The sequence below is a fragment of the Flavobacterium sp. MMLR14_040 genome (assembly GCF_033657265.1).
Lineage (GTDB): Bacteria > Bacteroidota > Bacteroidia > Flavobacteriales > Flavobacteriaceae > Flavobacterium.
Genome location: NZ_JAWVWO010000017.1, coordinates 86259 through 100652, shown reverse-complemented (window position 1 = coordinate 100652; position 14394 = coordinate 86259). Strand labels below are relative to the sequence as shown.

The window sequence follows — 14394 nt, the reverse complement described above, 5'->3', positions numbered from 1 at the left end:
CCAGATAAAACTAAAAAGATGGAAAAAAACAAATCGGAACAAAACTAATTCTGTTCCGATTTAACTAATTTTATATTATTAATCCAGTCAACCTTTTTCAGGACAACTCATTCAAGTTTCTGTACAGTTTGTCATCTCGACGAAGGAGAGATCACACGCGTAACTCTACAAAGATTGTCGATTTAGATTGTGGAGTTTCTAGTGTGATCTCTCCTTCGTCGAGATGACAAGTACGCCAAAGCTAACAGGTTTAGTTTTTATTTATTGAAAATAAACCCATTACCATTTTTATTTCCTCTACCTTGCTCCGTTGGCTGTAATTGTAGTCTTTCCCAAAAACAAAATGGAAAATGGTTTCGAAGATTTGATTTCGAGTTATATTGAGAATAAAGTAGGAATATCAGAGCATTTTTTAAGTGCTGAACTAGCAAATCATTTAAAACAAAACTTGTTAGATTTAAACGAGAAAAGTTTACTTCTGGCTGCCGGAATTGGTAATTCAGAGAAACTGTCTTATGACGGTGCCATCAGAAGCGATTCTATTTATTGGCTTGATAAAAAGCACAATAATGTTTTCGAAAATGAATTTTTCGATAAAATAGATGCTTTCATAGTATACTTAAACGAAAGCTGTTACGCCGGAATTACCGGTTATGAATTTCATTATTCATTATACGAAACGGGCGATTTTTACCTGAAACATTTAGATCAATTCAAAAATAATCCGAGTCGAAAATATTCGATGATCAGTTATTTAAATAGTAATTGGAAGGAGGCAGATGGTGGTGAATTAATGATTCATCAGGAAAATAACAATCAAAAAATTGCCCCAACTCAGGGAAAAACAGTTTTCTTTAAAAGTAACGAATTAGTTCATGAGGTTTTGGTTACGCAAAATACAAGAATGAGCATTACTGGCTGGTTAAAGAGTGATTAAAATGTTTTCGTGGCGACATAAATATTAAACACTAATTACACTAATTTTCACAAATTTCTATAGACCAAATTAGTTTGTGAAATTAATTTTACAAACTAATTCGTGACAATTCGTGCAATTCGTGCAATTCATGTTATTTTTATATTAGTGTCCAGATGGCAGGATTAAATCGTGTTTTTTTGAAAGTATAAAAGAGATAAACCTTATTTTTGTATTTAAAATATAATGATATGTTGTTTCTTATTTTAAGTATTCTTTGTAGCGTAACGGTTGGTGTAATTTTTAAAATCACTCGTAAATATAACGGAAATCCAATTCAAATTGTAACCTTCAATTATGTGTTTGCCCTCCTATTGTGTTACCTCACTTTTAGCCCGGATATTTCTCAAATTCACATCACTGCGCCGTGGAATATTTATCTTGCAATAGGAATTCTGTTGCCGGTTGTTTTCTTGTTTTTGATCGCATCCATAAAGCATATGGGAATCGTAAAAACAGATGCAGCACAGAGATTGTCGCTTTTTATTCCGATTCTTGCCGCCTGGTTTATTTTTAAGGAAGAATTCAATACTTATAAAGTTCTGGGAATCATTGTAGGTTTTTTAGCGCTGTTGTTCATTTTAAAAAAACAATCAGCAAACAAAGAAAACAAATGGATTTATCCTGCTGTGGTTCTACTAGGTTTCGGATTAATCGATATCCTTTTCAAACAAATTGCACTTTATACCAATTTGCCTTATACCACATCTTTATTTATTGTTTTTGATATTTCATTGGCGGTTTCTTTGCTTATCGTTATTTATAATGTTGCAATTAAAAAGATGAAATTAGAAGCTAAAAATATCCTTTTCGGAAGTTTGGTCGGACTTTTTAATTTCGGGAATATTCTGTTTTACCTAAAAGCGCATAAAGCATTTTCAGAAAATCCTTCCACCGTTTTTGCCGGAATGAATATGGGAGTTATTATTTTAGGAAGTCTTGTTGGCCTGTTTTTTTTCAAAGAAAAACTATCCAAAATTAACTTTATCGGTATCTTTTTGGCCTTAATTGCCATTATTTTGATTGTTATTTCTCAATTTAAGTAAATTTTTTGTCTGCTTAATGCGTTAATTTACAGGTTCTTTTATATTAAGTTTTAAAATAATTAAAATAAACTCTACTAATTCTATAGAATTTATAAAATATATTTATAAATTTGCTTCAACAATGAGAAACTATAGCCAAAATATCATTCAGGTCATGTGCAGCTTCACGATGTGTTGCATGATGAACTATGTAATGAAATGGCGTTAATAGAAAATGGAACTTGTTAGTTATTTTTTTTTTAGCCTTTCATGCACCATGAAAGGTTTTTTTTTAGAACTATTTAAAAAATCAATAAAATGAGATCAAATAGAAATACCAACATAATGATGCAGTGCTGTCTTATCAAGATTCCGTGTTGCAGACAGGCAATTGTTTACAATAACAATTCTCTTGAAAAAGAGTCAGGTAAAATTCTAAATCAAAAAAATAACCCCAATTAAAAATATAAAAATGAGCACAGAAATAATAAAACAGAATCCCTTTCAGTCTATGATTGATCGTTTTAATATCGCGGCAGATATTCTTAATCTTGACGAATCAATCAGGCAAAAATTGCAAAGACCTGAAAAACAAATTGTCGTTAATTTTTCTATTGTTTTGGATAACGGAAACGTACAAAACTTTGAAGGATACAGAGTAATTCACAACACGGCTTTGGGACCATCAAAAGGCGGAATTCGTTATGATAATGGCGTAAATCTTGACGAAGTAAAAGCATTGGCAGCCTGGATGACCTGGAAATCTGCCGTAACGGGAATTCCGTTTGGAGGAGCAAAAGGCGGTATTATTTGCGATCCGAGAACACTTTCTAAAAAAGAATTAGAAAAAATAACCAGAGCGTATACAAAAGCTTTATCTGATATTTTTGGTCCCGAAAAAGATGTTCCCGCACCGGATATGGGAACCGGTCCTGACGAAATGGGTTGGTTAATGGATGAATTTTCATTGCTTCACGGCAAACCAATTCATGCTGTTGTAACTGGAAAACATTTGCATTCCGGAGGCTCTTTGGGCAGGGTAGAAGCAACCGGAAGAGGCGTAAGCATTATTACACTTTTGGCGCTTCAAAAACTAAAATTAAGACCTGCAAGATCAACGGTTGCCATTCAGGGATTTGGAAATGTAGGATTGCATTCGGCTTTGTTTTTACATCAAAAAGGATTGAAAGTTGTGGCGGTGAGCGATGTTTCTGAAGCATTTTATAACCCGGACGGACTTAATATTCCTGAACTGATTTTATATTATAATCTCAATAATAAAAGCATCAAGGGATATCCAAACTCAGTGGCGATAAAACACGAAGATTTATTGCTTTTGGAAGTTGATGTTTTGATTCCGGCGGCAAAAGAAGATGTTATTACGCAGAAAAATGCTCAGGATATTAAAGCTAAAATAATTGTAGAAGGAGCAAATGGTCCGGTTTCATCAGATGCTGATCAGATTTTGCACGAGAATAATGTGTTGGTTGTTCCGGATATTTTGGCAAATGCGGGTGGTGTAACGGTTTCTTATTTTGAATGGCTTCAGAATTCGCTTTTAGAATCATGGAGAATTCACCAAATCAATACGCGTCTGGAAGATATTTTGGAAAAAGGTTTTGAAACTGTTTTCAGAATTGCGGCAAAACACAACGTAACGCCTCGTATTGCGGCTTATGTCATTGCTTTGCAAAAAGTTGCCGATACGCAAGCTGTGAAAGAAGTGGCACTGGAAGCACCAAAATTTAAACAGAATTAAAATCTTTTGAGCTTAATAAAAATTAAACACATAGAAACATAGATTTTATGATTTTGAAAAAGACAAATCAAAAAGAAACTAGTTTCTAACACATAGCTATCTATGTTTGTTAATGCAAGTGAAACGTCTTTTTTAGATTCCAAAAAGCTATGTTTCTATGTGTTTAAAAATAAATCGATTGTTATTACTTCTATAATAAATCAAAAAAGTAATTTTTAAAATGGAACATATTAATTTTCTGGCGTTTGCGATGCCGGCGTTTTTCATTTTTTTGTTTTTGGAATTTAAACTGGCACAGCGCAAAAAAAGACCTGAGATTTTCAATTACGAAAGCTCTGTTTCGAACATTAGTATTGGTATTGCCGAAAGATTAATCAATCTTTTTGTGGCCGCAAGTTTTTATCAGCTCTATTATTTTATCTATAATAATTACCGATTTTTTGACATTCCCAGCAATATTTTTGTTTGGTTTGCCTTAATTCTCGCGACCGATTTTGTCTGGTATTGGTACCACAGACTGGGTCACGAAGTCAATTTTTTCTGGGCGGCGCATATTGTGCATCATCATAGTGAAGAATTTAATTTTACGGCTGCAGCCAGAATTACTACTTTTCAGGCGGTTGTACGAACTGGTTTTTGGTGTATTCTTCCACTTGTTGGTTTTCATCCTACAATGGTAATCACGATGCTGATTGTGCATGGTGCATATTCCTTTTTTACACATACACAGCTTATTGGCAGAATAAAATGGTTAGAATATGTTTTTGTAACGCCATCCGTTCACGGTGTTCATCATGCCTCTGACGAGAAATATCTGGATAAAAATTACGGAGATATGTTCACTTTTTGGGATCGTATTTTTGGAACTTTCCAGGAAGAAGAAGAAAAACCAAAATACGGATTAACGCATCCGCTGAAAAGCTACAGTTTTCTTTGGCAGCATTTTCATTATTATTTTGAAATTTACGAATTATGGAAACGTTCCAAAGGTTTTAAAGCCAGATGGAAAGCCATTTTTGGAAGTCCCGCGCATATGGATCAGGATATTCGTCCGATATTAGAAAAGCGCTTTTTGCAGGATAAAAGTAATCCGCATCAAAGATTAAGATTTCGTAATTATCTTTATATTCAATTGGGAATCTGCACTTTATTTCTAACTGTTTTTACTTATTATTTCGACTTTTTAAATCTTTTTGATAAAGTTTTTGTTTTGACTTTTATTCTGATAACGTTGGTTAACTGCGGTGCTTTATTAGAACAGCGCAGATGGATTTATTACCTGGAATATGGCAGAATTTTTATAGTAAGCAGTTATTTTTTATACGAAGAAGATTTAATGGCATTTTTGTTTGTTCCGCTGGCGATTATGATTTTTGCGGAGCAATTGTTCTCGTTGAGCAAGCGTTATCAGAATGTGATTCTTCAGTTAGAAACTTCAGAATAATTTTTTTTTTGCCATAGATTTCACAGAGTAAAATGATTTTTTATTGTTATGTATCCCAACAAAGTCCCAGCGGGACATCATATTTATAGAAACATTTAAAATCACGTAAACGAACCCCATTGGGGTGATATATTTCGCTCCGCTGGAGCTTATTCACAAACGTATATATTTTCTATAAATATGCTGCTCCGATGGAGCTTTATTCGCAAACGTATATATTTTTTATAAATATGCTGCTCCGCTGGAGCTTTTATTCACAAACGTATATATTTTCATAAATATGATGCTCCGCTGGATCTTATTCACAAACGTATATATATTCTATAAATATGATGCTCCGCTGAGGCTTTATTCACAAACGTATATATTTTCTATAAATATGATGCTCTGCCGGAGCTTTATTCACAAACGTATATATTTTCTATAAATATGCTGCTCCGATGGAGCTTTATTCGCAAACGTATATATTTTCTATAAATATGCTGCTCCGCTGGAGCTTTTATTCAGTTGGAGCTTTATTCACAAACGTATATGTTTTCTATAAATATGATGCTCCGCTGGAGTTTTATTCGCAAACGTATATATTTTCTATAAATATGCTGCTCCGTTGGAACTTATTCACAAACGTATATATTTTCTATAAATATGATGCTCCACTGGAGCAACATAAAATCCTTTTAACCCGTTCCATCCGTGGGCAAAAAATTATATCGTTTTAATAGCCATAATCTTCTCTTCAAAAGTATCTTTAAAATGTGATTTGCTTTTGATTCTCGTTTTGTACGTATAAATTGTAGCTACAGAAAGTTCCAGAAATTCTGCCATTTGGCTGCTGTCCTGAATCCCTAATCGGTACAAGGCAAAAATGCGGAGTTCAGTGTTTAAAAGTTCACCTTTTTTTACCACACATTTATGATCATTTGGAAATAAATTATTAAAATCGGTCACAAAAGTGGGGAACAATTTGAGGAAGATTTCATCAAATTGATGGAATAGATTTTCTCGTTCTTCCTTTACATTATAGCGCTTTAAACTCGCAATAACTTCGTCGGTTTTCTTCGTAATTATTTTATGAAGCGTACTTTTCTGGATATGATCTATTTTATTGATGAAAGCTGAAGTCGCCTTAATAAAATATGTAATATATTCTTCCTTAATAGCATTGGCCTCACTTAAACTCACATTCATTTCCTGTAATTGCGCGTAGGATGAAGCCATAATTTTGCGGGCTTTATTCTTTTCTTTTAATTGTTTGAAGATGATAATCAGAAACAAAATAATAATCAAAGTCAGAATTGTTAGCAGAATAATGATTCTTTCGAGTTTGTCATTTTTGTCTTTTACATTATTTAATTGTGCTTTTTCGATAATAGGCAAAATCGACGAAATTTCAATTTTTCGATGTCTTGCATTATAAAAAGTAGCATCGTCCATCGCGATATTAATGTACTCATTTGCCTTGTCTAATTCGCCCATTTTAAAGAGTTCGTTGGCGAGATTTCGTAAAGCAACCGTTTCTTTCGTGGCATTTTTAACATCGGCAATAGCGGCGAGAGCGAGATAATAAATTGCTTTTTTGGTATATCCTCTTTCCGAATAAATATAACCGAGACTCGAAGTTGCGATTCCGTAGTAATCCGGAGGCAAATTATAGTTGTTTATCCAGTAGCTAAAGGCAAATTCGGCGCCACGCCAATCCTGTTGTTTTAAGCGTTTTAAACTTTCTGCTGCCCAATATTCGTTGCTGTTGGTTCCAATTAATTCCAAAGCTTTTTTCAGGAAATGATTTCCTTGTTGCACATAATGAATATTAAAACGCTGGTCTTTATTATAATCAGCGAGATCATAATAAGCGCGGGCTTTTATGGAATAATATTCGAATTTATTTTTCTGGTCAAGTTTTTGGTCGTCGATAACATTCAAAGTATCAATTGCTTCTTTAAATAATCCGGAGGAAAGCAATACGAAACCTTCTTTAATTCGGCTTTTAGCCAAAAACTTCGGATCTTTTAAAACAATGGCTTTGATTTTTGCTTCTTCCAAATAATAATAAGCAGAATCATATTTAAAGGATTTATATTCTTCGAACAGCGACATATAACAATTATACAATTGCTCGTTATTTTGGCTCAAAGTAAATTTTGAAACGTCTTTTTTTAAGGCTGCAATTTTATGATATTTCTTTTTTAAGTACACTTCTTTTTTCAGAAGCACTTTATCCAATTCTTCCAATACAGGATTTTTCTCTTTCGCAGCCAGAGAAAAACCTGCAATAAAAAAATACAGAATCAATATTATTCGCATGGTGTTTTGGTTAGGGGTAAAGTTAGTTTTTGATTTGTAGTGTTAATTCGTTTTAATTCAGAATAATTTTAAAAGAGTTGATGATTGAGCAACTTTAAAATTAGCCTTTTGTATTTAGAAATGTGTGATTTATAAAGTCAAATCACTCCTAAATGTTAAAAGTAGTCTAATAATTTGCAATTATACAATAAAAAGCAATTATATATATGTATAGTGAAAAAAATACATGTATAAATTTGCATATTGTCATTATTACCATTAAAAAAACATGCAATTTGATCTAAACAACGTCTTGATTTTTTGAATCAGCAAAATATTATAAAATGCTGATTATTAAATAATTAGTTTGATATTAACTCAAAATATATCTTGATTTTTCTCAGATGTTTTTTTTTAGATTTTTTTAACATCTAGTTTCGTCATGTCTTTAAAGAGACAAAAAAACTAACGAAACAAACCACAAATTTATGAAATGTAAAAGTATTTATTGGTTAGCTGTTTTGATGTGTTTCATGGCCGTTGGTTGTGATAATACAGAAGACGGAAGCTACGTTGATCCGATTACCCTTTATGAGAAAGTAAATGGAAATTGGGGATTAACAAATTTGAAAATGGTTGATGAATCTGCTAAGGCAAATGCCATCGAACCAAGTGAACAAAACTTGAGTACGTATTTTAACTACGAGGATTTTAAAATCAAATTTAACGTAGATGAAAGTATGAATCCAACAAGTTATGAAGTTCTGGGAGACGTTCCTCCATTGTTTGCCAAAACGGGATTTTGGAGATTAAGTTCCGATTTTCAACCAACTAATGCAAGCGGTCCGGTTCGAATTTATTTGTACAGCGACGCTCAAAAAACACAAAAAACAGACGAACTCAGACTGACTTCAGTTCCTGGAAACAACGACGAAATGGAACTTCAATTAGTGCATTCTTCTGACGGAATTGCCTTTGTATCTTATGTATTCAAATTAAATGCTATTAACTAAAAGTAATATGAAAAAATTTCTATATACAATTTTACTTGCCCTTTTAATGGCTCCAAATTTTATGCAGGCTCAGGAAGCTGCAGGAGCTGTGGGACCAATATCATCGTTTCCTGTAGTTTACAAATATGATGAGCAGGTTACGTGGTATTTTGACATGTCAGCATCAACTTTTACCGAAAACGAAGACCTGTATATGTGGATGTGGTCACCATCTGAACCGGATGCGGGCAATTGGGAAAATTCTTCTGATTTTGCAAAGCTGCATTATGAAGGAAACAAAATCTGGAGTTTCACTTTAACCCCAACGGTTTATTTCTCTAAAACTCCGGCAGAAATTGCGGCGGGTGATGGATTTTGGTTTCGTTTAAAAAACAAAAACGGATCTAAACAAAGTGATGTTGCCAATGTAACTTACACTGATTTTTCGTCGTTTTATACTGCAAATGAGTTAATCAGATCGTATCCCGCAAAACCAACAATTGATAAACCGGTTAGTATTTTATTTAATTCAAACTTAAAAGATGGTTTTGCAGGAGTTCCGAGTGTTCATTTTCACAGTGGTTTAAATAACTGGGCGGTTTCACAGGAATATCAGGCCTGGCTTCCGGATGTATCTGAAAAAACAAAGCTTAAAGATCTTGGAAATGGTTTTTACAGAATGGATTTGATTCCGCAGGAATATTATAATACAGAACCGGGTTTTGTTATGGAAAACATTTCTTTCCTGTTTGTAGCAAAAGACTGGACTACTAATTCTGGTGACCAGATCATTTACGCAGGAGCATATGAGCCGCCACCACCGCCGGTATTTGGATTTTTTCCTTTACAAATTAGCCAAAAAGATTTTCTGGGTATGTACAGAAAAAATAATGAACCGGGCGTAAACAAATTACTTTACACGATTACAGCCGGAAGCAAAGTAATTGCGGGTGAGTTTTCAGGCGGAACTGCTGAAATAAAAGGATTTGTCAATTTGGTTTCAGAGCTTCAGGGAATTCCGAATTTAAGTGAAATTCATGTTTTGGTCAAAGACAATAAAGACAAAACGATTTCGGATACAACCATTCCGCTTAAAACTTTAGACAAATAATCTATCAAACCAAACACCAATTCAAATGAATAGTAGTAAAAATAAAAAAATAGTCCTGCATCAAATGTGGAGTACTAAATCGGTGGTATTCATGATTTTCATGCTTTTCCTTTCGGCAGGAATATTTGCGCAGGGAAAAAAGAAAGTATCAGGTACCGTTTATGACAATACGGGAAGTGTTTTGCCGGGCGCTTCGGTAATTGAAGTGGGTACAAAAAACGCAACCACAACAGATTTTGATGGGAAATTTTCGTTAGATGTAGCCGTAGGAGGTGCCATCGAAGTTTCGTTTATAGGTTCATCAACACAAAAAGTTCAGATTACTTCGTCTTCTTCAAATATCGATGTTCGTTTGCAAAATGACGGATATCAACTGGCAGAAGTTCAGGTTGTTTCTGTGGGATACGGAACTCAGAAAAAATCAGATTTAACCGGAGCCATTTCGACCGTTGGTGCAGATGATTTGGTTAAAGGAACAATTTCTTCAACAGAACAGGTTTTACAGGGAAAAGTAGCGGGATTGAATGTGATTCGTCCTTCTGGAGATCCTGCAGCGGGTTCTACTTTACGCTTGCGCGGAGGAACTTCTTTAACTGCAAGTAATAGTCCGCTTATTGTAGTTGACGGAATTGCGGGCGTTGATATCAATGTCGTTCAGCCTTCAGATATTAAATCGGTAGACATTCTTAAAGATGCTTCGGCGACAGCCATATATGGTTCAAGAGGAGCAAACGGAGTAATTATTATTACCACAAAATCGGGTACAAAAGGTGTTTCTGTTACTTACAGCGGTTTATCAAGCGTAGGTTATGTAGCTGATAATTTAGATCTTTTATCGGCAAACCAATGGAGAGCGCAGGTTCGTCAAACAGGAAATCTTGACGCTGTTGATTACGGCGGAAATACCAACTGGCAAAAAGAAATCGAGCAAGTTGCCATTTCGCAATCGCATACTTTAAGCATCAATTCGGGTAAAACAGACAGCGGTTTCAGAGCTTCACTTTCATACTTGAATAATGAAGGCGTTATTAAAACAAGCGGTTTAGAAAGAATTAGTGGAAACTTAAACGCGTACCAATATCTTGGAGACAACAAAGCCGTAAAATTTGATATGGGACTATTTGCCAATATCGATAAATGGCACCCAATTGATTACAGAATTTTTGAGCGAGCGTATAACCTAAATCCAACAATTCCGGTTTATGATGCAAATGGAGATTTTTCTTCAGTAGGCGGAAATATCTATGAAAATCCGGTGGAGATTTTAACCAACAGAACAGTTGATAATGAAAGACACCGACTTTTAGGTTATTTTAAAACTGAGGTTAAATTCCTAAATGATTTCATGGCAGTTGCCAATATTTCATTAGAACATAATGCGATGCAGGGAAGTACATACAAACCTTCATACGCCGTTATGGAAGGAAGAACAGAAGGCGGTTATGCCCAAAAAACTTATGCGGAATATACCAATGCACAAGGCGAATTGTATGTAAATTATACTAAAGTTATTGATAAACATAACATTAGCGCACTTGCAGGATATTCATATCTTGAAAATGTTTACAATGGTTTTGGCGCACAGCGTTCTGGTTTTGTAACTGATGCTTTTGGTTATAATAATTTAGGTGCAGGTTACAATTATCGTTTAGGCGATGTGTACTCTTACAAAGGAAAATCAAATTTAGTTTCGTTTTATGCGCGTGCCAATTACGGTTACGACAGCAAATATTTATTGACTGCAACGGTAAGACGTGACGGTTCAAGCCGTTTTGGAGAAAACAATAAATGGGGAACTTTCCCGTCTGCATCTGCGGCGTGGAGAATTTCTAACGAAGATTTTATGACTTCGTCTAAAGATTGGTTAGGCAATTTAAAACTAAGAGTGGGTTGGGGAATTACCGGTAATCAGGACGGAATTGGGGAATACAAATCACTTTCGATTTTAGGAGTGGGTAATGATAGTTATTACGATCCGGTTACAGGAACGTGGAGTTTGGCTTATTCTCCAAAACAAAACCCAAATCCTGATTTAAAATGGGAATCTACAGAACAAGTAAACGTGGGTATAGACTTTAGTTTATTTAACAGAATTACAGGTTCATTCGAATGGTATTCTAAAACCACAAGAGATTTATTATATACGTATGAAGTGCCGCAACCGCCTTATTTAGTGGGGAATATGTTGGCAAACGTAGGTGAAATGTCCAACAAAGGAGTAGAGCTTACGCTAAATGCAGACATCGTAAAAGGGGATAAATTTACCTGGGATGCCAATTTAACTTTAGGACACAACGTTCAAAAAATCGAAAAACTATCCAACCCAACCTATAAAACAGATGTCATTTACAGCGGATCTTTACACGGATTAGCGGGTATGTCCGGACAATATTCTCAAATTATTGCCGAAGGATATCCGGTTGGGACGTTTTGGGGATTTGAAAGTGCAGGGCTTGGCGCCGATGGAAAAATGTTGTACTACAATGCGGCCGGAGAAAAAGTCCTGGACGATGTTTTGGTAGATGCTGATAAAAGAGATTTAGGAAATATTCAACCGGATTTAACTTTAGGTATCGGAATGAATTTTACGTATGGAAATTTTGATTTAGGAATTTCAGGTTATGGAATGTTTGGTCAAAAAGCATTAAACGCAACAAACATGATGTTGAACGACCCAAACAGATTACCGGCTTTTAATGTTCCCGATGATTTCCTGAATACAGGTATTACCTCGGCACCAAAATACTCAAGTTACTGGATCGAAGACGCTTCTTTCTTTAGACTTCAAACCGTTTCTGTTGGATATACATTGCCATTGAAATTAAAAGGTTCAAAATTGAGAATGTATTTAATGGGCGAAAATCTTGCCGTGTTTACAAAATACAAAGGTGTTGATCCTGAAATTGGTCTAAATGCCCAAGACGGAATCAACCAAACCGGAGTAATGGATTTAACCGGATTGGCAGCGCCTGGAATTGACAGATATAACAATTATCCTCGCCCAACAACGATTTCTGTTGGATTAAATTTCACGTTTAATAATTAAGCGATTAACTCAAAAATATAAAAAATGAAAATCAAAATAACAGCTGCAATATTGATGAGCATGCTTTTTACGATATCATGTACAGAATTAAACGAAGATTTGTATGATAAAGTAGAAGACGGAAACTTTGGGAATACGTCAAAAGAAATTGATGCATTGGTTGGTGGCGCCTATTCTTCATTAAGAGGATTTGCCGACGGAATTTCGAACAATTACCCAACTTGCGAATACGTTTTCTTTTTGAATGAAACGGTTTCAGATGAAGCCACGATTCCAACAAGAGGAACAAACTGGTACGATGGCGGACAATATCAGGATGCACAAAAACACACCTGGAAACCAGACAATCGTATGATTCTTTCGGCCTGGCGTTACAACTATACCGGAATCGCAAAGATCAATTCGATCATTTATCAAATCGATAAATCGTCTTTGACAGATGCCGCAAAAGCACCTATTTATGCCGAATTAAAAGCGTTGAGAGCCTATTACTATTACAATCTTCTTGATATGTTTGGGAATGTGCCAATCGTAGTCAATTTTGAGGATACTTCTTTGCCATCAAATTCGACCAGAAAACAAGTGTATGATTTTGTGGAAAAAGAATTATTGGACGCGCTTCCGCATTTAACTTCGAATGTAGTGTATTCTAAATTTACTAAAAATGTGGCGTATTCGTTATTGGCGAGATTGTATTTAAATTCAGAAGCTTTTATTGGAACGCCGCGTTGGCAGGATTGTATCGACATGTGCCAGAAAGTTACGGGTTATACTTTAGCGCCTGATTTCTTCGCCAATTTTGCAACACAAAATGAAAAATCACCAGAGATTATTTTTGCAATTCCGTACGATTCAAAAGCGGGAACTGTTGGAAATTATATGTCATCAATGTCTTGTCATTATCTGCATAAATTAACGCTTTCTGCCATTGGTGATTATCCTTGGAGCGCCAACGGAATGTGCGCACAACCAGGCGTTTATTCTGCATTTGAAGCAACTGATAAAAGAAGAAAATGTATGGTGGCCGGAGATCAGATTAATTTAGCAACCGGTCAAGTAATTATGATGGATAATGGAGAACCATTAACCTACACAGAAGCCGTAACAAGTGTTGCCGATGCCAAAGAAAATGAAGGTATTCGTTTAGGAAAATACGAAATGAAAGCAGGCGAAATGTGGGAACGCGATCACGATCTTGTCGTAATTCGTTATGCCGAAATTTTGATGATGCAGGCAGAATGTTACGTTCGTTTAGGATCTGCAGATTTGGCAAAACCATTTTTACAGCAAATCGCAACACGCGCCGGAACAGAATTGCCAGCTACAATTGATCTTGCTTACGTTGATCAGGAATTGCTTCGTGAATTTACTTTTGAAGGAAGAAGAAGAACGGATAACATTCGTTTTGGAACGTTCTTCGATTCATGGTGGGAAAAAGGAGCGACAGAAAAATACAAAGCGATTTTCCCAATTCCTAGTAGTGTAATGACCACAAATAAAAACCTTAATCAGAATCCAGGATATCCTGTAAACTAGATTCTGGAATGTCAGTCTTCCATGTTGGTTAATCGTGGAAGGCTGACATCTTTTATTTTTTTTGTCACAGATTAAAATGATTTTTTTTCATGCAGATTTTGCAGATAAAGCAGATTTATTTTGTTTGTGTGAAAATAATTTTAGCCACAGATTAAAGGATTAAAATGATTTTTTTTCACGCTGTTTTTTTTAGTGTAATTGTCATCCTGACGGAGGAAGGAT

Annotated in this window: 9 protein-coding genes; 8 read left to right on the top strand and 1 reads right to left on the bottom strand. The window is 35.0% G+C overall.

Annotation, left to right across the window (positions count from 1 at the left end):
- Positions 1 to 343 precede the first annotated feature (343 nt).
- The 4 genes from SD960_RS18780 to SD960_RS18765 all read left to right on the top strand — a co-directional run bounded on the left by SD960_RS18780 (position 344) and on the right by SD960_RS18765 (position 5204).
- On the top strand, positions 344 to 937 hold the full coding sequence (locus SD960_RS18780) for a 2OG-Fe(II) oxygenase (RefSeq protein ID WP_318805287.1): 594 nt from the start codon (positions 344 to 346) through the stop codon (positions 935 to 937).
- A 230-nt stretch (positions 938 to 1167) separates the two neighbouring features.
- Positions 1168 to 2022 carry an EamA family transporter gene (locus SD960_RS18775; RefSeq protein WP_318805286.1) on the top strand — a complete coding sequence of 285 codons (855 nt, stop codon included), beginning with the start codon at positions 1168 to 1170 and terminating at the stop codon, positions 2020 to 2022.
- 451 nt (positions 2023 to 2473) lie between these two features.
- Positions 2474 to 3760, top strand: coding sequence for a Glu/Leu/Phe/Val dehydrogenase (locus SD960_RS18770; protein WP_318805285.1), 1287 nt, complete (start codon positions 2474 to 2476; stop codon positions 3758 to 3760).
- 220 nt (positions 3761 to 3980) lie between these two features.
- Positions 3981 to 5204, top strand: coding sequence for a sterol desaturase family protein (locus SD960_RS18765; protein ID WP_318805284.1), 1224 nt, complete (start codon positions 3981 to 3983; stop codon positions 5202 to 5204).
- Between the two features lie 705 nt (positions 5205 to 5909).
- On the opposite strand, the gene SD960_RS18760 is transcribed toward SD960_RS18765, so the two are convergent.
- Entirely contained in the window at positions 5910 to 7508 is a 1599-nt protein-coding gene (locus SD960_RS18760) for a DUF6377 domain-containing protein (protein ID WP_318805283.1), read from the bottom strand.
- Between the two features lie 467 nt (positions 7509 to 7975).
- On the opposite strand from SD960_RS18760, the gene SD960_RS18755 reads away from it, so the two are divergent.
- The 4 genes from SD960_RS18755 to SD960_RS18740 are packed head-to-tail and all read left to right on the top strand — an operon-like array spanning position 7976 to position 14172.
- Positions 7976 to 8500, top strand: coding sequence for a DUF5004 domain-containing protein (locus tag SD960_RS18755; protein WP_318805282.1), 525 nt, complete (start codon positions 7976 to 7978; stop codon positions 8498 to 8500).
- 7 nt (positions 8501 to 8507) lie between these two features.
- Positions 8508 to 9590 (top strand): hypothetical protein, encoded by a 1083-nt coding sequence (locus SD960_RS18750; RefSeq protein WP_318805281.1) that lies wholly within the window; start codon positions 8508 to 8510, stop codon positions 9588 to 9590.
- A gap of 25 nt (positions 9591 to 9615) precedes the next feature.
- Positions 9616 to 12636, top strand: coding sequence for a TonB-dependent receptor (locus SD960_RS18745; protein ID WP_318805280.1), 3021 nt, complete (start codon positions 9616 to 9618; stop codon positions 12634 to 12636).
- 24 nt (positions 12637 to 12660) lie between these two features.
- Positions 12661 to 14172 (top strand): RagB/SusD family nutrient uptake outer membrane protein, encoded by a 1512-nt coding sequence (locus SD960_RS18740; RefSeq protein WP_318805279.1) that lies wholly within the window; start codon positions 12661 to 12663, stop codon positions 14170 to 14172.
- The last annotated feature ends 222 nt before the right edge of the window (positions 14173 to 14394 follow it).